This window comes from Spiroplasma endosymbiont of Poecilobothrus nobilitatus, from assembly GCF_964030655.1.
Taxonomy (GTDB): Bacteria; Bacillota_I; Bacilli_A; order Mycoplasmatales; family Mycoplasmataceae; genus Spiroplasma.
The window spans coordinates 589104-609166 of sequence record NZ_OZ034915.1; the positions used below are offsets into that span (position 1 = coordinate 589104).

25 protein-coding genes and 2 pseudogenes are annotated in these 20063 nt (G+C 25.5%); 17 read left to right on the plus strand and 10 right to left on the minus strand.

Features of this window, described 5'->3' with window-relative positions:
- The first annotated feature begins 67 nt into the window (after positions 1–67).
- Positions 68–943: a hypothetical protein gene (locus tag AAHM76_RS03385; RefSeq protein ID WP_342256688.1), complete on the plus strand. Its 876-nt coding sequence runs from the start codon at positions 68–70 to the stop codon at positions 941–943.
- Between the two features lie 257 nt (positions 944–1200).
- On the opposite strand, the gene AAHM76_RS03390 is transcribed toward AAHM76_RS03385, so the two are convergent.
- Complete coding sequence (locus tag AAHM76_RS03390; protein ID WP_342256689.1) at positions 1201–1863, minus strand: hypothetical protein; 663 nt, start codon at positions 1861–1863, stop codon at positions 1201–1203.
- 161 nt (positions 1864–2024) lie between these two features.
- On the opposite strand from AAHM76_RS03390, the gene AAHM76_RS03395 reads away from it, so the two are divergent.
- The 3 genes from AAHM76_RS03395 (at position 2025) to AAHM76_RS03400 (ending at position 2977) form a co-directional block, all read left to right on the plus strand.
- Positions 2025–2315 carry a hypothetical protein gene (locus AAHM76_RS03395; protein ID WP_342256690.1) on the plus strand — a complete coding sequence of 97 codons (291 nt, stop codon included), beginning with the start codon at positions 2025–2027 and terminating at the stop codon, positions 2313–2315.
- Between the two features lie 199 nt (positions 2316–2514).
- The gene (locus tag AAHM76_RS08455; protein WP_425289459.1) at positions 2515–2655 is read left to right on the plus strand and encodes a hypothetical protein; all 141 of its coding nucleotides are present in this window, start codon (positions 2515–2517) and stop codon (positions 2653–2655) included.
- The gene (locus AAHM76_RS03400) at positions 2633–2977 is read left to right on the plus strand and encodes a DDE-type integrase/transposase/recombinase (RefSeq protein ID WP_342256691.1); all 345 of its coding nucleotides are present in this window, start codon (positions 2633–2635) and stop codon (positions 2975–2977) included. The genes AAHM76_RS08455 and AAHM76_RS03400 overlap by 23 nt, the downstream gene beginning before the upstream one ends.
- Positions 2978–3081: 104 nt before the next feature.
- On the opposite strand, the pseudogene AAHM76_RS03405 reads toward AAHM76_RS03400, so the two are convergent.
- Positions 3082–4193, minus strand: a pseudogene (locus AAHM76_RS03405) (IS3 family transposase).
- Positions 4194–5354: 1161 nt separating this feature from the next.
- Between AAHM76_RS03405 and AAHM76_RS03410 the strand changes: the two are divergent.
- The 3 genes from AAHM76_RS03410 (at position 5355) to AAHM76_RS03420 (ending at position 7972) form a co-directional block, all read left to right on the plus strand.
- Positions 5355–7541 (plus strand): adhesin, encoded by a 2187-nt coding sequence (locus tag AAHM76_RS03410; protein ID WP_342256692.1) that lies wholly within the window; start codon positions 5355–5357, stop codon positions 7539–7541.
- An 85-nt stretch (positions 7542–7626) separates the two neighbouring features.
- The gene (locus AAHM76_RS03415) at positions 7627–7758 is read left to right on the plus strand and encodes a hypothetical protein (RefSeq protein WP_342256693.1); all 132 of its coding nucleotides are present in this window, start codon (positions 7627–7629) and stop codon (positions 7756–7758) included.
- 22 nt (positions 7759–7780) lie between these two features.
- The gene (locus tag AAHM76_RS03420; protein WP_342256694.1) at positions 7781–7972 is read left to right on the plus strand and encodes a hypothetical protein; all 192 of its coding nucleotides are present in this window, start codon (positions 7781–7783) and stop codon (positions 7970–7972) included.
- Positions 7973–8031: 59 nt separating this feature from the next.
- On the opposite strand, the gene AAHM76_RS03425 is transcribed toward AAHM76_RS03420, so the two are convergent.
- The 7 genes and pseudogenes from AAHM76_RS03425 to AAHM76_RS03450 all read right to left on the minus strand — a co-directional run bounded on the left by AAHM76_RS03425 (position 8032) and on the right by AAHM76_RS03450 (position 10412).
- A complete protein-coding gene (locus tag AAHM76_RS03425; protein WP_342256695.1) occupies positions 8032–8235 on the minus strand; it encodes an IS3 family transposase in 204 nt (67 codons plus the stop codon).
- A gap of 91 nt (positions 8236–8326) precedes the next feature.
- Positions 8327–9049 carry an IS3 family transposase gene (locus AAHM76_RS03430; protein ID WP_342256829.1) on the minus strand — a complete coding sequence of 241 codons (723 nt, stop codon included), beginning with the start codon at positions 9047–9049 and terminating at the stop codon, positions 8327–8329.
- On the minus strand, positions 9046–9324 hold the full coding sequence (locus AAHM76_RS03435) for a transposase (RefSeq protein WP_342256696.1): 279 nt from the start codon (positions 9322–9324) through the stop codon (positions 9046–9048). Before AAHM76_RS03435 ends, AAHM76_RS03430 begins: the two co-directional genes overlap by 4 nt.
- 60 nt (positions 9325–9384) lie before the next feature.
- On the minus strand, positions 9385–9618 hold the full coding sequence (locus AAHM76_RS03440; protein WP_342256697.1) for a hypothetical protein: 234 nt from the start codon (positions 9616–9618) through the stop codon (positions 9385–9387).
- 45 nt (positions 9619–9663) lie between these two features.
- Positions 9664–9888 carry a hypothetical protein gene (locus tag AAHM76_RS03445; RefSeq protein ID WP_342256698.1) on the minus strand — a complete coding sequence of 75 codons (225 nt, stop codon included), beginning with the start codon at positions 9886–9888 and terminating at the stop codon, positions 9664–9666.
- A 36-nt stretch (positions 9889–9924) separates the two neighbouring features.
- A pseudogene (locus tag AAHM76_RS08460) lies at positions 9925–10182 on the minus strand (hypothetical protein); the annotation flags it as partial.
- Positions 10149–10412, minus strand: a complete 264-nt coding sequence (locus AAHM76_RS03450) for a hypothetical protein (RefSeq protein WP_342256699.1) — start codon at positions 10410–10412, stop codon at positions 10149–10151. The gene AAHM76_RS03450 and the pseudogene AAHM76_RS08460, both read right to left, overlap by 34 nt.
- 62 nt (positions 10413–10474) lie before the next feature.
- Between AAHM76_RS03450 and AAHM76_RS03455 the strand changes: the two genes are divergently transcribed.
- From AAHM76_RS03455 to AAHM76_RS03500, 10 genes are all read left to right on the plus strand, one after another.
- A complete protein-coding gene (locus AAHM76_RS03455) occupies positions 10475–10810 on the plus strand; it encodes an IS3 family transposase (protein WP_342256700.1) in 336 nt (111 codons plus the stop codon).
- Positions 10811–10819: 9 nt separating this feature from the next.
- Positions 10820–11326, plus strand: a complete 507-nt coding sequence (locus tag AAHM76_RS03460) for a DDE-type integrase/transposase/recombinase (protein WP_342256701.1) — start codon at positions 10820–10822, stop codon at positions 11324–11326.
- A gap of 107 nt (positions 11327–11433) precedes the next feature.
- Positions 11434–11595 (plus strand): hypothetical protein, encoded by a 162-nt coding sequence (locus AAHM76_RS03465; RefSeq protein WP_342256702.1) that lies wholly within the window; start codon positions 11434–11436, stop codon positions 11593–11595.
- Positions 11596–11928: 333 nt separating this feature from the next.
- Entirely contained in the window at positions 11929–12549 is a 621-nt protein-coding gene (locus AAHM76_RS03470; protein WP_342256703.1) for a hypothetical protein, read from the plus strand.
- A gap of 240 nt (positions 12550–12789) precedes the next feature.
- Complete coding sequence (locus AAHM76_RS03475) at positions 12790–13956, plus strand: VirB4 family type IV secretion system protein (protein ID WP_342256704.1); 1167 nt, start codon at positions 12790–12792, stop codon at positions 13954–13956.
- A gap of 294 nt (positions 13957–14250) precedes the next feature.
- Positions 14251–15486: a lipoprotein gene (locus AAHM76_RS03480; RefSeq protein ID WP_342256705.1), complete on the plus strand. Its 1236-nt coding sequence runs from the start codon at positions 14251–14253 to the stop codon at positions 15484–15486.
- 162 nt (positions 15487–15648) lie between these two features.
- Positions 15649–16887: a plasmid recombination protein gene (locus tag AAHM76_RS03485; RefSeq protein WP_342256706.1), complete on the plus strand. Its 1239-nt coding sequence runs from the start codon at positions 15649–15651 to the stop codon at positions 16885–16887.
- A gap of 29 nt (positions 16888–16916) precedes the next feature.
- Positions 16917–17651, plus strand: coding sequence for a hypothetical protein (locus AAHM76_RS03490; RefSeq protein ID WP_342256707.1), 735 nt, complete (start codon positions 16917–16919; stop codon positions 17649–17651).
- A 273-nt stretch (positions 17652–17924) separates the two neighbouring features.
- Positions 17925–18311 carry a hypothetical protein gene (locus tag AAHM76_RS03495; RefSeq protein WP_342256708.1) on the plus strand — a complete coding sequence of 129 codons (387 nt, stop codon included), beginning with the start codon at positions 17925–17927 and terminating at the stop codon, positions 18309–18311.
- A 66-nt stretch (positions 18312–18377) separates the two neighbouring features.
- Positions 18378–18758: a TraG/TraD/VirD4 family protein gene (locus AAHM76_RS03500; RefSeq protein ID WP_342256830.1), complete on the plus strand. Its 381-nt coding sequence runs from the start codon at positions 18378–18380 to the stop codon at positions 18756–18758.
- A 339-nt stretch (positions 18759–19097) separates the two neighbouring features.
- On the opposite strand, the gene AAHM76_RS03505 is transcribed toward AAHM76_RS03500, so the two are convergent.
- Positions 19098–20057 (minus strand): IS1/IS1595 family N-terminal zinc-binding domain-containing protein, encoded by a 960-nt coding sequence (locus tag AAHM76_RS03505; RefSeq protein WP_342256709.1) that lies wholly within the window; start codon positions 20055–20057, stop codon positions 19098–19100.
- Positions 20058–20063 lie beyond the last annotated feature (6 nt).

Here is a 20063-nt window from a genome sequence, read left to right on the forward strand (position 1 = left end):
TAAATAATTATTATTTTACGGTAAAATTGAAATACATAAAAATTATAGAAGAATAGAGGGATAAAAAATGACAGAACAGAGTAATTTCTGAACAGATGTTGAAAAAGGAATGATGAGTTATTTAACAAAATATATTAATCTTTTTGAAACATACTATTCAAAAGACACAGCGGAAAAAAATCCAAAAATAGAAGCTTTTTTAGCAGAAGAAAAGTTTAAAACTAATTTTGAAGATTTATTTAATTTTGTGAAAACAGAAATAAAACCATTATTTGATGATATTAGAGCAGAATATTTACAAGATAAAAAACCAGAAGAAATTGATCAGAAAAAAGTTACAACATTAATTGAAGTAAGCAAATTATTTAACGCAATTATTCCATTGCCACGATTTTTAAATGATTTTATGATTAGTGCAAAAGAAACTAGTCCGGTTGATTTAAATAAACTTTTTGTAAATATGATGAAAGTAGAGATTGGTGAGTTAACAAAAATTTATGATGATGAGATTAAAGATCTTGACCCGGCGCTTGATAAATGTTTAAAAGAGATTAATAATGCTAATGATGCCTTGGAAATTTGAAATTTAGTAAATCAATTAGGTTTATTTTTACAACGTGATATTATGTTAACTGATTTTTCTCCTGAAAAAGAAGAAGAAAAGTTAAAAGGACAATTAGCAAATATTGATCAAATTGAAAAAGATTATAATGATGGAAAAATTAAATTACCAGAATTTAATAAAGAAAAAATTATTGAAGAGGTTCAAACATATCATAATTTTGTCATTGCATTAAGCCCGGAAAAACGATTAGAAATTGCTGAAAAAACAACAGAATATCGTAATAAAGTCGTTCCTTTAGTTCAAATTATTCAATGCTTACATGATTTATTAATTAATATCTTAACTGCAACAAATATCATTAATACAGCAAAACAATAAAAATTTATTGTTTTTTTATTTCTAGTGATAAAAAAATAATAAAAACTTGGTAGTATTAATTATTCTTAGGTTTTTAATAAAATTAAGTAATTAGAAACAAATTAGGTTTCGATTATGACTAAATGATAACAAAATTTATAAAAAATTCAACTTCTTTTAAAAATATAATTTTTAGTTAAAAAATAATCTATAAAATTATGAATTTTGACACACTAAAAAATACTTTTTAAAGTTATTATTAATTTTACAATTTAAATTTATAAACATAAAAATTGATTTTGAGATTGATTTAAATTAAAAATATTAAATTCAATTTTTTCTTTATTTTTATTAGTTTTATCAATTTTTTCTTCATTGATTTGACTATTAAGTCTTAACATTGAAGTAATTAACATATTGATAAATGTTTCTTTACAATATATTTTCGCAACCCCGCCTTTAACAGCCTTAATATAGTGGGATATATCGCCTTCCATATGACAACCAATATTATATTCTAATGCTTGATTTTCAATTCCTTCGTTATTATTTTTAATTAATTCAATAGTTTCTAATAAAAATTTCTTTTTATTATCAATAACATAAGGTAAATGACACATTAAAAAATCTAATAATGCTTCATAATTTCCAGTAAAAAAATATATTTTTGCTAATTTATATTTTAATCTATGAATTCGGTTTTTCTTACGATTTGGAAATAATTCTTTAAATCTTTTTACTAAATGAAATTTATCTAAACTATATGATACATTGTTATTTTTATATTTTGCTTTTATTGCTTTATAAATTTTTTTAATTTGTTTTTCACCATCACTTAATATTAATATTTTAGTATCTTCATTAATATCATAAGTATTAATTAATTTAAAAATTTTATCAATAAAATTATCAATATTAGATTTATCATTTTTATTCATCATTTGAAAAACGCCTTTTTATTTTTCATTTTTTTTCGTTGACTTTTTTTATAAATACCAACATGCATAGTTGAAAAAAATATTTTATTTTCAAGACCGCACCCCAAAAAGTAAGTAAAATAAAAAAAGATTTTGTTAAATTTTTATAGGGGGTGCATTTTTATATGGCAAAAAAAGGACAAAAATATAACAAATATACATCAGAATTTAGAACAAAAATCATTGAGGAAATTAAACAAAAAAGTTGTTGAATAGTAGCAAAACAATATAATATAAATGCAAATACAGTAGAATCTTGATGAACAAATCATAAAAAAGGAAAATTAAACAATCCTAAAGGACCTAAAATTTCTTTTGGCAAAAGAAATTTAGAATATTATAAAACAAGGTATGAATTATTAAAAAGCTCCATGACTTTTACAATTAAGAAAACTAAGAATAGTCTCTTTTATTAAACAAAATTGTCGTGAATATTCAATAAAATTATTACTAGAAGTAACAGGGTTAAAACGTAGTTATTGAGATAAATATAAAAATTATGACAGTAGCAAAAAAGATAAAAAAGCAATAAATGATATTGTAAAAGTCTATGAATAAAATTTAAAACAATTTGGTTATCGAAGAATTACTAAATATTTAAAAGAAGATTATGGTATAAAATATAATTCAAAAAAAGTTTTAAGAATTATGCGTGATAATCAAATACAACATGAATATGTAAGAAAAATGAGAAGAAAAATAAAGTATAAACAGAATAAAGAAAAAAAGCTTATTGCAATATCCTGATTTAATTAATCGTAAATTCAATGATATAAAAACAAGGTTTTCAGCACTATATACTGATGTAACATATTTAATTTGAAAAGGAGAAAGATATTATCAATCAACAATTATTGATGGATATACTAAAGAAATAGTTGATGTAAAGTGATCTAAATATAATGACAATAAATTAGTAATGGATAATTTAAATGATGCAATTAATAAAATAAAATTAATAAAAAAAGATCTGAATGGAATAATAATTCACTCAGATCACGGATATCAATATACATCCATTATTTATCACGATAAATGTTTATCTAACGGTATTATAATTTCAATGGGGAAAAAATAACACTGTGCAGATAATATTGTTATAGAAAGTTTTCATTCATTACTTAAGAAAGCTACAATCCATAATAAAATATATTGGAATGGCAACACTTTTTAGGACACTTTTTATATAGACATTTGTTTTCTAAAAGTAACTGGAGATAAATAATTTAAACTGCCATGAATTCGAATATTGTTATATCAATGCACAAAATCAAAAAGTTCGTATTTTAATTGTGTTAAATTTTTAAATTTTTTACCCTTAATAAATTCAGTTTTAAAAGTTTTGTAAGTTGTTTCAGCCACAGCATTATCATAAGGGCAGCCTTTATTGCTTAATGATCTTTTAAAATTAAAAGTTATTAAAATTTCATCAATAATTTTATTTTTAAACTCATTACCACGATCAGTATGAAATAGAGTTATTTGATTTAATGGTCGTGTTATTTTATGAAAAGCTTGTTGGACCAGTTCGGCTGTTTTATTCGACCCAGCACTATAACCAATTATTTCACGATTAAACAAGTCAATTAATAAACAAATATAATGTCATTTAGCGCCAACTTGAACATATGTTAAATCACTAACAATAACTTCATTAGGTTTTTTGTTGTTAAATTGACGATTTAAAATATTATTAATTTGGTCATTATTGACTGTTGTTTTATGATTATGATATTTTAATTTGGTGTATTTAGAAACCAAATTATTTTTGATCATAAAGAATATGATTTTTCGCCGCGATAAGATGATATCTTTTCTGTTTAAAATAACTTTAATTTTGCGAGCCCCATAAATTTTGCGACTTTTATTAAAGGCACTGATAATTTCTTGTTCATAATTATTAACTTGCTTGTTAATACATTTATTAGTTTGATAATAATACGTTTATTTTTATAAACCAAAAATCTTACATATTTTTCTTACTGAATATTTTGTTTTGTTGTTATTAATTACTGTTATTTTTTGGCCATTATCAGTGCGGCTTGCTTTAAAATCTCATTTTCCATTTTCAAGTCTTTAAGTTCTTTTCGTAAAGTTATTATTTCATTTTCTTCTAGTGTGCGATTGTCTTTTGATTTAAATGAACCAGAATTATTATAATTTTTAACTCAACTATAAATAGTTGGTTTTGGTAAATTATATTCTTGCCCTAGATTAATAAAACTTTTACCATTTTTATATAGCATGACAATTTGTTTTTTAAATTCTTCAGAGTATGAAGTTTTATTTCCCATTTTTATATTCCTTCTTTCTTAATAATTTTATCTAATTTTGAAGTATATATAATTATGGTCCTAATAATTGTAGCCTATCCAATATTTAAATTGTTATAAATACAATTTATGCCCCACTAAATATTAGTATTAGTTATAAGTTTAATTTTTTTAAAAGCATTACATAAAAAAATTAAAAAATAATTATTAATTATCTAGCGGATTGATTGTATAAATAACAATAATCCGTTTTTAATTTGTTAATACAAATAAATTAAAAATAAAAATTTAAAACTTAATATATAAGTGAATAAACACTATAAAAAAGCCGGCCTAGGCAAGCGCATTATTAGGGCGTGAGGAAGTATGTAAATAGGCGTTGGTTGTTGTGAAATAACTAAACGATAGTGGTGGATAAGGTTTGGGACATATCGAACCACAATAAAAATAGAGATAAGACCTTTATATTTTTTATCGTTGTAACTAGGGTGTGATTAGTGAGATAAAAAATTAAATAAGTCCGAGCGAGAACAGAAATGTTCGTGGAATAAAATCACATATAAGATAGTTTTTAGTTTTGCTAATTCTAAATTCTATATACCTTATGGGGCTATTGTGTCAAAATTAGCAACAAGCAATTTAATACAAACAAATAAATAACAAATAATTAAATATAGAAAGGAAATAAAATGAGTCAAATTATTCAAAAAAGACCAATTAAGATTATAACTTATACTTGTACATATTGTAATTTAAAACTTAAAACTCGTTTTAAACTTGAAAAATGTTATCAATGTAATAAAATATATCTTCAAAAACCAAAATACATCAAAAATAAAAACCATATTAGTAAATACAAAATAAATGGTATTGGTAAAGTATTTTAACTTATAGTTTCATTTAATAATTGATAATTGCTTTTGTTAAAAATATCAAGTAAAATTATAAAGTAATTAAATATTTTAATTAAAAAATAGTGATACTAAATTGTTGCTTAGACAATTTAGTATCGTGGAAACACTAGTATAAACCTAGCGTTTCCACAGACAATTTTAACATTTTTTATGGGAGTATTTTTTGGATACTGTTGTGAAATATGTTAGAAATTGTGTTGTGGGAATAGTGCTGTAATGCTATTCTCTTTTTTTATGAAAATATCAATTTCAGAAAGGAAATAAATATATGAAAAAATTACTAAGCTTATTAACCATATCAACCCTGACAGCAAACGTTCCCGCTCCGTTGCTCGCTAATAAAGTACAAGAGCGAGCAAAAAGTGATGTTGGTGCAACTGCCAAAGATGTCACAACTGGGTTTAATATAAAAATAAAAGAAACATTAAATAACTGAAAAAAAGTTTCTGCTAATGATAATCTTTTCAAAAATATTGATAATAAATATTATTTTGTTGTGTGACATGGTGATCAAAATAATGCATGGAATATCAATAAATTTTATAATAGTTCTTGAGGTAATTATTATGCGGTAGATGAAAAATCACAAATACAACTTTTATTTAAAAATAATAAATACTTTTTCGGAATAAAAGAATTTTATAATGATAAAAGTAAAAATAAAATTACTATTTCTAAAAATGAAGTATTAAATGTAATAAAAGAATTTGACATTTATGATATTGATAATAATTTTAATTATATTAAATCAGTTTATCGTTGAGATGAAACAAATCAACCACCAACACCCAAAATTGATAGTAAAGGAAATATAACAGATTGAAATATTGATAAAACAAAATTTCAACAAGGAATTTCGTTTGCCCTTGTGGATGGTTTGAAAACATCAACTTGGTCTAACAATGGAATGCGTTTGACTGTGGATGGTGAAACAAACATCAATATCAATAACCCAAATGTTACGGAAATTTATTGAGATGGTGTTAAACAAAATATGTTAGAGCACAAAGTAAATATCAATGTTAAACCCGAAACTAGTGAAAAGACCCATAAATTAGTTATCAAATATGATATTAACGGAACAAAATACACCAGTGAAGATATTGATGTTGTTATGGCGGCGAAAATAGAACCAATCCAAACGCCAGCGCAACAAAATCTAAGTGATTTAGTCAAAATGATTGATTTAGGAAAAATTGAAAATAATAACGATGACACTATTAAAACAAAAATAATTGAAAAGAATTCGCTTGCGATTGATTTTTCACAAATTAAAATAACTGACAAAACAGATACTCAAGCAACCTTATCAGCGATAGAAGGCATTAAAAGTTATCAAGGTTCGGTTGTCGTTAAATATAATATTTCATCAGCAACCACTGTTGACTTAAAGATTGATTTAACATCATCGTCAAGTGGTGTTCAAATAGATAAAAATTATTTGGCACAACTTGATAAAAGTAAAATGACAAATAAAGTTAATACATTTTACTATGCGAATGGAAAAAGTGTTATTAAAATCAAACAACCACCAACTGGAAATGTTATAACCGGTGTTGTTTATGGTTGTGATGAGCAATGAAATAAAACATCACATTCAAACCCAATTGACCCAGTAAGTGGTTTAGAAATTGACAAGGGGCAGTATGGTTCGGTTGATGGTCGTTATTTAATTGAATTTCAACATAAAGATTTATCAACCCATACCAAAAATATTTATTTACAAATATCAGAGAAACAAAAAGTGTCCCATTATTGAGATACTGATAATGGCAAACATTTTGAACAGTGAGCAGAAGACAATGACAAAAATAATATTCGTGGTTATAGTGCTAATCAATTGAATAATTTGTTTGAGTTATCGCAGACCTGAAAGCAAAGTTTAACACACTTAGATTTAAAGTTAGATAACATTGTTGTTGATAACATCCAAAATGTTACCCAAGATGAAATCGATAACTATAAAACAAAGATGCTTGCTAGTGTAAAAGCACAAGTTGAAAAGTATGTGCCTGATGTTGTAGAAAATACCGATTATAAAATTCTTGTTGATAATCTTGTTTCGGGTGATTGAACGACAAGCAAAGATGTCAAAGTTCAAGCGGTCGATGGTAGTACAAAACTGTTGAGTTTTACCGCCAAAACAATTCCGGCGCAATCAAAAGAACAACCAATTTCACCAACCCCAAATCCAGAACCAACATCCGACAATGAAAAAGTAAAATCGTTTTGAAAAATTGTGGGGATAGTTGCTGGTGCTATGGTTGGGTTTGGAACTGTGGCGATGCTACTATGAAGATATTTGTTGCGTCCTTGAAAAATGAAAGTACAAAATGAGCGTAGTGATAAAAAAGTAGCAGAACGTAGAGCACAGTGAGCGAAAGAAGAATCTGAAGCAAAAGTGAAAGCAGAACAAGAAAGCGAGGAAAAAAATAATGGTGGGGATAATTCTTAATTTTTTGTTCAATAGTATTGTGGGAACAATATTTTTAGTTATATTTTGTGGTTCTTGCATTATTGGTATTGTGTCTGGTTTGGTAATGGGAATTCGGTTTTATTTCAAATCACCCATTGATAGTAAACAAAAATTAGAAAATAAAACCGATGATGAAGAACAGAAAGGTGGTGTTGGCGATGAATGCAACGCAACAGTTAGTAGAAAAAATTATTAATTATGGTAGTGCGTCGTTGATTGTGGTATCGTTTGCAGTGGCGATTATTTATTTATCGGTTTATTTTATTAGTGGTGCTGGTGATAAGACTAGTATGGAGCGTAAAGAAACAATCAAACGTGTTGGATGAACGTTTTTATGTTTAGTTGGAGTGGTAATAACACCGACCTTTGTTTTGATTTTTAAAGATGGTATTATTGCTCATTTTGGATAAATAAAACAAATGCATTTAAAAAAGAAAAAGTGGAATGGCAACACTTTTTAGGACACTTTTTATATAGACATTTGTTTTCTAAAAGTAACTGGAGATAAATAATTTAAACTGCCATGAATTCGAATATTGTTATATCAATGCACAAAATAAAAAAGTTCGTATTTTAATTGTGTTAAATTTTTAAATTTTTTACCCTTAATAAATTCAGTTTTAAAAGTTTTGATAGTAAGAAAAAAGTTGATGTTTGTAAGTATAACAAACAAAATTAAATTTACTTATTAATTAAGTAATGCAAAAAAAATGCTTAATATTAGGTTTTTAGTAAATTTATTTAATTTGTTTAGTTGTTTTTATTTATATTTTTTTGTAAAATCTCAACTTTTGTAATGCTATCAAAGTTTTGTAAGTTGTTTCAGCCACAGCATTATCATAAGGGCAGCCTTTATTGCTTAATGATCTTTTAATATTAAAAGTTATTAAAATTTCATCAATGATTTTATTTTTAAACTCATTACCACGATCAGTATGAAATATAGTTATTTGATTTAATGGTCGTGTTATTTTATGAAAAGCTTGTTGGACCAGTTCGGCTGTTTTATTCGGCCCAGCACTATAACCAATTATTTCACGATTAAACAAGTCAATTAATAAACAAATATAATGTCATTTAGCGCCAACTTTAACATATGTTAAATCACTAACAATAACTTCATTAGGTTTTTTGTTGTTAAATTGACGATTTAAAATATTATTAATTTGGTCATTATTGACTGTTGTTTTATGATTATGATATTTTAATTTGGTGTATTTAGAAACCAAATTATTTTTGATCATAAAGAATCTGATTTTTCGCCGCGATAAGATGATATCTTTTCTGTTTAAAATAACTTTAATTTTGCGAGCCCCATAAATTTTGCGACTTTTATTAAAGGCACTGATAATTTCTTGTTCATAATTATTAACTTGCTTGTTAATACATTTATTAGTTTGATAATAATACGTTGATTTTGATAAACCCAAAATCTTACATATTTTTCTTACTGAATATTTTGTTTTGTTGTTATTAATTATTGTTATTTTTTGGCCATTATCAGTGCGGCTTGCTTTAAAATGTCATTTTCCATTTTCAAGTCTTTAAGTTCTTTTCGTAAAGTTATTATTTCATTTTCTTCTAGTGTGCGATTGTCTTTTGCTTTAAATGAACCATAATTATTATAATTTTTAACTCAACTATAAATAGTTGGTTTTGGTAAATTATATTCTTGCCCTAGATTAATAACACTTTTACCATTTTTATATAGCATGACAATTTGTTTTTTAAATTCTTCAGAGTATGAAGTTTTATTTCCCATTTTTATATTCCTTCTTTCTTAATAATTTTATCTAATTTTGAAGTCTATATAATTATGGCCCTAATAATTGTGGCCTATCCAAGCTTTCTTAAGTAATGAATGAAAACTTTCTATAACAATATTATCTGCACAGTGGTATTTTTTCCCCATTGAAATTATAATACCGTTAGATAAACATTTATCGTGATAAATAGTGGATGTATATTGATATCCGTGATCTGAGTGAATTATTATTCCATTCAGATCTTTTTTTATTAATTTTATTTTATTAATTGCATCATTTAAATTATCCATTACTAATTTATTGTCATTATATTTAGATCACTTTACATCAACTATTTATTTAGTATATCCATCAATAATTGTTGATTGATAATATCTTTCTCCTTTTCAAATTAAATATGTTACATCAGTATATAGTACTGAAAACCTTGTTTTTATATCATTGAATTTACGTTTAATTAAATCAGGATATTGCAATAAGATTTTTTCTTTATTCTGTTTATAATTTATTTTTCTTCTCATTTTTATTACATATTCAGGTTGTATTTGATTATCACGCATAATTCTTAAAACTTTTTTTGAATTATATTTTATACCATAATCTTCTTTTAAATATTTAGTAATTCTTCGATAACCAAATTGTTTTAAATTTTCTTCATAGACTTTTACAATATCATTTATTGCTTTTTTATCTTTTTTGCTACTGTCATAATTTTTATATTTATTTCAATAACTACGTTTTAATCCTGTTACTTCTAGTAATAATTTTATTGAATATTCACGACAATTTTGTTTAATAAAAGAGACTATTCTTAGTTTGCTTAATTGTAAAAGTCATGGAGCTTTTTTAATAATTCATACCTTGTTTTATAATATTCTAAATTTCTTTTGACAAAAGAAATTTTAGGTCCTTTAGGATTGTTTAATTTTCCTTTTTTATGATTTGTTCATCAAGATTCTACTGTATTTGCATTTATATTATATTGTTTTGCTACTATTCAACAACTTTTTTGTTTAATTTCCTCAATGATTTTTGTTCTAAATTCTGATGTATATTTGTTATATTTTTGTCCTTTTTTTGCCATATAAAAATGCACCCCCTATAAAAATTTAACAAAATCTTTTTTTATTTTACTTACTTTTTGGGGTGCAGTCTTGAATAGTCTCTTTTATTAAACAAAATTGTCGTGAATATTCAATAAAATTATTACTAGAAGTAACAGGGTTAAAACGTAGTTATTGAAATAAATATAAAAATTATGACAGTAGCAAAAAAGATAAAAAAGCAATAAATGATATTGTAAAAGTCTATGAAGAAAATTTAAAACAATTTGGTTATCGAAGAATTACTAAGTATTTAAAAGAAGATTATGGTATAAAATATAATTCAAAAAAAGTTTTAAGAATTATGCGTGATAATCAAATACAACCTGAATATGTAAGAAAAATGAGAAGAAAAATAAAGTATAAACAGAATAAATAAAAAATCTTATTGCAATATCCTGATTTAATTAAACGTAAATTCAATGATATAAAAACAAGGTTTTCAGTACTATATACTGATGTAACATATTTAATTTGAAAAGGAGAAAGATATTATCAATCAACAATTATTGATGGATATACTAAAGAAATAGTTGATGTAAAGTGATCTAAATATAATGACAATAAATTAGTAATGGATAATTTAAATGATGCAATTAATAAAATAAAATTAATAAAAAAAGATCTGAATGGAATAATAATTCACTCAGATCACGGATATCAATATACATCCACTATTTATCACGATAAATGTTTATCTAACGGTATTATAATTTCAATGGGGAAAAAATACCACTGTGCAGATAATATTGTTATAGAAAGTTTTCATTCATTACTTAAGAAAGCTACAATCCATAATAAAATATATAATTCACATGAAGAATATATACAAGATGTTATAAAATGAAATACATGATATTCAAATCGTAAAGAAAAAGATATAATTAAAAAATAGTAAATACTTTTTATTAGTACTTACTAAAATGGGCGCACTATAGCAGACACAATCAAGGAAACTTTATTCAACGAAGTGGTGGGGCGTTTGGTTTAACGCGTTGGGGTGTGGCAAAATCAACTACCGTTGCTAGTGCGGTTGTGTCGGTGCCAACAACAGTAAAGGGTGTGGGTCAGGGTTTTAAAAATGTTGCTAGCGGTCTTGGTAATTATATTAAGGATAGTGCGGTGAAAGGGTGAAACTTTGGCAAAGTACCAACTGATAAATAAAAGGCGATAAAGGAGTTGAAAAGTCATAGAACGAAATAATCAAATAGAACAAGATACACCCAAAATAATTACCAAAAAATCTAGTGAGGTTCGTTTTGTTTTTACTAATATTTTGGGTGGAATTGGTTGAGTGGAAGCGATTATTTTTTTAATCGGCCTTGTTATTGTTTTGATAACTATTGCGTTGCTTATAAAAGTGTCGTTGCTTGCAATGTTTGTTATTGTGTTTGTATTATTGTGGTTAACAATAATTTTGATTGTGCCAAAACGAAATAGTAGTGAAAAAGTTTATCAAGGTATTTGATGAGCAATTGAGCAATCAAGTATCTTTTTATGCGGAAAAACCGGAATAGTACAGAAATTAAAAATATTAATTTAATTTCAGATGTTAAAAATAATATGCTTTATTTTAAAGATAATCGGGTTGCTAAAGTTTGAAAAATTACGGCAAAAGATATTTCGTTGTTGACTCAAAATGATCGAAATAATACTATTTATAACTTAGCAACTATTTTTAAAACATTGCGTTTAGATTTTGATATTGTCAAAATAGAACAACCATATAATTTTAATGCGCAGTATCAAAATTTAGTTCATGTTTCTAATAAGTGAGAATTCAATCAAGAAACTAATGCGAGTGTTGAAGAACAGTTATTAAATTATGGTGAACAGTTAAATCAAATTGAAAAAGATATACATTGGCAAGAAGCAATTTATTATTTAGTTGTGTATGATACAAATTATGAAAGTTTAGAACAACAAACGAAATACATTATTAATAACTATAATGCTGATATTAAATTTTATTTAGCAAGTGAAAACGAAATAAAAACTATTATTTATCAGTTAACAAATCCATATTTTAAAGATTATGTTTTACCCAATAAAATAATACAAAAAAGTAATTATTTACAAGTTGATAATGGTTTTATGGGATTTTTATCGGTTAATTAATTTCCGTTGTTGGTAAATGATAGATGATTATTTAATTTAGGAAATTTATTACAAACAAATATACAAATTAAATTACGTGACATATCAGAGCGAGAAAGTATGAAAATGTTAGACAAAGCAATTATGCGGGCTGAAATGCAAGAACCACGCAAGGATAGTCAAAATATAAATTATCAGAATTATTTAGAAAATTTTCATACTTTGTTGTAATTGATACAAAATGGAAATGAAATAATAAAAATGGTCTCAGTTATTTTTACTTGTTATGGGAAAACAAAAGAAGAATTAAATAAAATTGTGAATACTTGTAAAAATCAATTAATTAAAGAACAAATAAAAATTAATCTCTTAAAGTATCAACAATTAAAATTTTATTTTAGTATTTTTAAAGATAATAAAAAAACTAAACATGTTTATCAAGAAATGGCAACGGTTTCAATTGCAAGTAGTTATCCGTTTGTATTGCCAACAACAAAAGATAACGGCGGTTTATTGTTGGGGGCGAACGAACATAATTCGCCAGTTATTTTTGATGTTAAACATCGTGATAGTTTCCGTAATAGTAGTAATGTTGTTGTGTTTGGTTTAACAGGAAGTGGCAAAACGATGCATGTCAAAAAACAACTTAACTGATTATATTGTAATAACGCAAAATTATATATTGTTGACCCTGAGCGTGATTATCATTCATTAGCAAATTACTATGGTGGAGAAATTATCCCTATTGGTAAATCTGGCAGGGCACGAATCAACCCGTTAGAAGTGTTTGGAAATGACTTATTAGAACATATTTTATTGTTAGAACAATGATTTAAAATCTTATATCCAACATTACAAATAAGGGATGTTGCGGAATGACAAAAAACTTTATTAGCAGTTTATAAAGCAAAGAAAATCACACCGAAAACCGATTTTACAAAATTATCAGCAAAAGATTATCCAATTTTAACAGATTTATATAACTATAATGAAAAACAAGAAAAAGACAAAGAACATAAATCAACCCTAAACTCTGTATTATGAAAGTTAACGCAAGGAGCGGATGGTTACTTGTGAAATGGGGTAAGTACTTTATTGTTAAAAAGTGATTTAATTGTTTTTGATACCCACGAATTAACAGCAAACAAAAATCGGCAAAATGCTCAGTTGTTTTTAATGCTAGCGTTTTTAGATAAAGAAGTTAAGAAAAATAAAGAAAAAAATGAAACACTGCCAATTGCGGAGCAACAATGAATTTGTATTGCCATTGATGAATCCCACTTGTTGATTAATGAAAACAATGCCTTGGCGTTGAATTTTTTGTTTGAAATGACAAAGCGGATTCGAAAATATAACGGTATTTTATATATTATTACGCAAAACATCGCCGACTTTATGGGTAACGCAAACATTAAAACCCAATCGTAAGGAATAATAAACAATTGTTTATATCAGTTTGTTCATCATTTAGCGCCAAGTGATTTAAGCGATTATGATGATTTAATTTCAGCTAGTGTAAGATTAAATCAATATCAAAAAGATATTATCGCTAGTGCGCCGGCGGGTGTTTGTTTGTTTACAATCGGGAGTAATCAACGTACAATTATTAATATTAAAACAAACCCAATTGAAATAAAAGCAATTGGGAATAATCGCGAAAAAGGCGAATTCAAAATAAATATATAAAAAATAAGAAGTATGGAGGAATAATAAATATCAATTATGAAAAAATTACTAAGTATATTAGGAGCAGTTAGTTTAACTGCAACTGTAGCAAACAATTTCGTTGCTTGCGGTGCTGTAAAAACAAGAAAAAACAAACAAAGTGAAATTGATGATTTTAAACAACAATTAAAAGACAAACAAAGTGAAATTGATAGTTTAACAACATCTAAAACTAATTTAGAAAATGATAAAAAACAGTTAGCACAAAATTTACAAAACAAACAAATTGAAATTGATAGTTTAACAACATCTAAAACTAATTTAGAAAATGATAAAAAACAGTTAGCACAAAATTTACAAAACAAACAAAGTGAAATTGATAGTTTAACAACATCTAAAACTAATTTAGAAAATGATAAAAAACAGTTAGCACAAAATTTACAAAACAAACAAAGTGAAATTGATAGTTTAACAACATCTAAAACTAATTTAGAAAATGATAAAAAACAGTTAGCACAAAATTTACAAAACAAACAAATTGAAATTGATAGTTTAACAACATCTAAAACTAATTTAGAAAATGATAAAAAACAGTTAGCACAAAATTTACAAAACAAACAAAGTGAAATTGATGATTTTAAACAACAATTAAAAGACAAACAAAGTGAAATTGATGATTTTAAACAACAATTAAAAGACAAACAAAGTGAAATTGATAGTTTAAACAATAATTTAAATAGGATAAAAAATAGTAATATAAAATTATTAAATGAAAAAATAGAAATGCAACAAAAAATCGATAAGATAAATGCAGATAAAAAAAGTGAAATTGATGATTTTAAACAACAATTAAAAGACAAACAAAGTGAAATAGAAGAATTAAAAAAATCTATAACAAATGAAGAAATAATACGATTAAGAAAACAAGTTAATTTACAAAAAATAGATATAAGTAAATTTAATTTAACACAATTTACAATAGGCGTAATTGATATTTCAAAAAAACAAATTGATAAAAATAATAATATTTATGTTGATGAAAATAAAATTAAAAAAGTTTTGAATAAACCTATTTTAAAACAATTGCAAGAAAAAGTTGATAGTTCTTTAACTGATAATGATTTTAATTTATTAATTCATGGGAATAATTCACTTATTGTTAATGGACTTGCATTTGTTGATCTAACATTTTCAAAAAAAATAAAAATAAAAATTAAGGGTATTAATAGAGCAAGAGAAGAAACCGGCTGACTAGATATTGATTTGCCTGCCGCAAGCTTAATTAATGATTAATTTTAAAAAAAGATTTTATTTTAATACAATTTATTTATTAAAACCATCTTTTTTATTTTAAGGTATAATGCGTTTATACCTTAGAAAATTTAAATAATAAAATAAATAACTATCAATATAAAAATAACCATATCAAAAATAACCTAGAGGGGGATGACTTCTATGCAGAACAACACTATTGGAAAGAAAAAACGAGCAACTTTTTATTGTACAGTATCACGAAACAAAAAAATCAACGGAAACTATAAACTCCAAAAAATGATGCAACACTTTATTAAAAAACACAACCCCAATAAATACAACAATTATAATAAAATAACACAGTTATTTTATCAACCAAACAATAAAACATATAGTCAATATATTATTAATAATTTTAACTATTTACTAAAACAAAATACACGCCATAAAACAAATTATAAGTTATCTGTAGCGCCAAATTTAAGAAAAGTTTCGTTAGAAAAGTTGCACAGTGGTATTCCAATTGAACAACTACGCGCTAGCAAAAACGATGTTTATAAAAATGAAAACATTGACAACAATAAAACATATCTGAATGAATATATGTTTCGTGATGAAAATAATAACTGAGTAATTAAGAAAAACAATGATTTAAGCAGAGAAGATAAAATCAACATTATCAATTGCGATAACCAATGATACCGCCAACAATTAAAAGAGGCATACGAAAAAGGGCTGAACAAGTCAATTACAGTAAAATCTATCGTTAAAGCCGATAATGTGATCACCTTTACAAGAATAAGTTTATTAAAGCAAGGAATGACACCTAAAAATGTTGATATTATCCAAAAAGAATGAATTACCACTGTTAAAAATTATCTAATTAAAGATTTGGGAGAAGACTTACGCGGAATTTACTTACACATGGACGAAACAAACCCTCATTTTCATTATCATTTTCTACCACGCAACCGTGAGCAAACAATTACTCGTGATATGAAAAACGGACAAGAAAGGGCGCAAATTCACCCCAAGGGTAAAATTGGTTCGAAAGGAATTATTACTAAACAACGGTTAATAAAAACCAATAATGACTTACGCGAATTATTTAATCAAAACCCAGTTTTAAAAAATATTGATTGAAGCCGATTAAATAAATACGAACTTGCTTTAACTCGTGAAGGTCATTATGATAATGAAGATTTACATACTTATAAACGTGTTGAAAGATTAAAAGAAACATTACCTTATGCTCGCCAACGTGAATATGAAGAAACTTTTAAAACAATGACAAACGAAGAGTTAGGGGTTTGTATTAAAAACATTAAAGAAGAAGCAAACTGAAAACTAAGCGCCATCAACAAAATAACCAACCAACGACAACAAAACAAAGAATATGAATTAGAAATAACACGCGAAAGAACAAAAACAGACAAATAAGTTTTATTTGTCTTGAAAGGAAAAACGATATGAATAAAAACGGTTGAATGCTTTTTAAACAAGATATTCGTAAATTATTAAGAATAATATTATATTTTTTATTATTCCCCTACTACGTATTTTTTGCTTGACCGTGAAAATATAGTAAAACAAAAACAATTGATGATAAAAACGACCCAATGGACTACATCATTAAATTTGTTTGTTTTTTACCATTAATAATTTGTATAATAATAACAATTGTATTTTTAGGAGTTGGTTATTTTAAATTAAAAACAATTAATATTTATCAGTGAAAATATATTTTTATTTGATTAATACCGCGCTTTCTTTTTCAAGGTATCTGTCATTTAATTTTATTAAAGTTAGGAAAAAATAATAAAAAGAAATGATTACAACATTATTATAATTTTTGAAATAATCAAAAAAGTAAAAAATTGTCTGATCAATTAGCTAGCGGAAGATTAATGACCGAAAAAGAAAGCAACAATATTTTTACAACAATATTATGAAACAAAAATAATGTTCTTGTTTATAACAATGAAAATAACCATGATATTGGTTTTATTGTTAATACTAATTTAAAACAAAATAATAGTGTTTTAGAATATAAAATTATCAACGATATCGGACATAGTATTCTCATTGGTTCAACTCTGAGCGGTAAAACATCACTTATTATTAATCCGCAAATCCAAACCTTTGCTAAAAGTAGCATTCAACCAACAATGATAATCACCCGACCCCAAGGGCGAACTTTATAAACTGCATGGTACAAATTTAAAATCACAAGGGGTTATCAAATTTTTAAATTAGATTTGCGCAACGAAAATAGTGATTTTTGAAATCCGCTAGAAGAAGTTTGACACCAATGATAAGTTAGAAATCCTAATAAAAAAGAGAATATTGAACTTGAAAGCGTTCGTAATCAAGCGCAAGATAAAATTGTTAAAATTATTGATATGATAATCCCATAAAGCAACGATAGTATTTGAAGTAATGGTGCTAAAAAAATATTAGAAGGAATAATTTTAGCAATGTTAGAACAAGCAGAATGAGATAATAATATAACCTTAGATAAGTTTAATTTTGCTAATATTCAATACAACTTAAATAGCGCGACTTATGAAAACTTAAATCATTATTTAGATAGTATTGAAACAAAAAGCAAAGAATTAAATTATCTTAGTCGGGTAATTGAAGTGTGTTGATCTACCATTCGTGGGGAACAAAAAACAACGGAAGGAATTATTCAACAGTTAGCCAGTTCATTGATTGTTTTTGCTCAGTCAAAAATAAAAAATATTACTGCTAAAACAACAATTAAATTTGATAACAATGTTCCACAAGCAATATTTATTATTTTTCCTGATGAAGAAAAAAGAACCTATGAATTTATTTCCCTATTTATTACTGAAACTTAAAGCAAATTAATTAATGATCTTGATAAAAGCAATATTGCAAAATATCATCGTCCAATTTACTATATTTTAGATGAATTTGGTAATTTTCCTAAAATACCCGTGATTAACCAAATGATAAGTATTGCAAGTGGTCGTAATATTCATTTTATGCTTGTCGTTCAGTCAATCGCCCAACTTGGCGAAAAATACAATATTGCCACAAGAAACAATATTATTGCCAATATCACATACAAATATTATTTAATGAGCGGAAACAGTGAAACCCGCGAAACAATCGCTCGTGAAATGGGATATACCGAAATCACCATTCAATCAACAAGCGAAAGTTTTACCAAGCAAAACAATATGCTTGGCGGGATTGCGTTATCACAAAATAAAACCAAACGCGAAGTTATGAGCGCCGAAGAATTAGCAACCCTTCCCTTTGGAAGCGCTGTTATTATTTAGCAACGCAACAAACCTTATTTAACTACTTTTGCTAACTTTTGAGATTTTACGCAATTTAAACCAAGTAAACAAATAACTAATGTCAAAAGTGCGACACTAAGTCGAGAACAAATCTTATATAATTTTATGCAGGCACAAAACAACAACGCAACCAATGAAAAATTATATTTAGAATAGAGAAAAGAAGAAGAATTATTTTTTAATTATCATAAATACTTTAAAATTAATTAAAGTATTTTTTTAATTTTGTAGAAAACTCTTTATGAAATAAAAAAAATCATCAATATGATAACTTTAAAAGAAAATTATATAAACTTTTAATATTGTTATTTAACTTTTTTATACGTTAAAATATAATACCGATGATTGTTGGTTTGGCGTTAAACCTTTATGCTGGTATTTTCATTTTCAGAGATTTAAATAATTTTGAATGTTCGTGAAACCTAAGCCATGATAATGAATTAAGGATTCTTTAAGATTTGATTGTAATTTACTAATTTTATTTAACTTCTGATAACTAGCATCAGGATTTGTACTAGTTTTAGTTGCTAATAAAATAAAATTTGTTTGTTTTGCTACTAATAAATATAATGGTTGCATGTCAGAAATAATAATTGAATTTTCTTTGATTAATTGTTTATTAATATTTTCAATAATTCACTGTTTTTGTAATCGTTTTGTGTTGGTTGATTTAACATAAATATTATTATTGCTATCAACAGCCATTTGAACACAACATTTAGTGTTGGTTGAAAATGAATCAAGATGAATTTTTCTTTTATCAAATTTATCTTTAAAATTACCTTTGTGGATTTCTTTAATAAATGTTTCATCGATTTGAATTTGGCCATTTAATGTTTTAAATTTTAATTGGGTGTTTTCTAATTGTTTTGATTTCATTATTTTTTGGCGATTATATCAAGCGGTTTTCGGTGATGTTTTAATAAAGTGGGAAATCATTTTACTAGATTGGCCTAATAATGAAATTTGAATCAATAAATTTCACTGTTCATAATTTAAATGACTTCAATACGTAAAATGATCACGAAAAGCATCAAAACTAGCACGACATTTTTTGCATAAATATTTTTGTTTTCCTTCAGGATTATGACCATTTTTAACACAATAAAAAGATTGACAATTAGGACATTTAATACCTTTATCCCTAAATTTTTGATCAATTTCATTTAAGCGTTTTTGTTTTTTAATTAATTCTGCTTCTTTTTTGACTTTTTCATTAAATTCTAAAAATTGATCATCTGTTAAACTATTTATTAATTCTTCAATTATTTTTTCCATTAATTA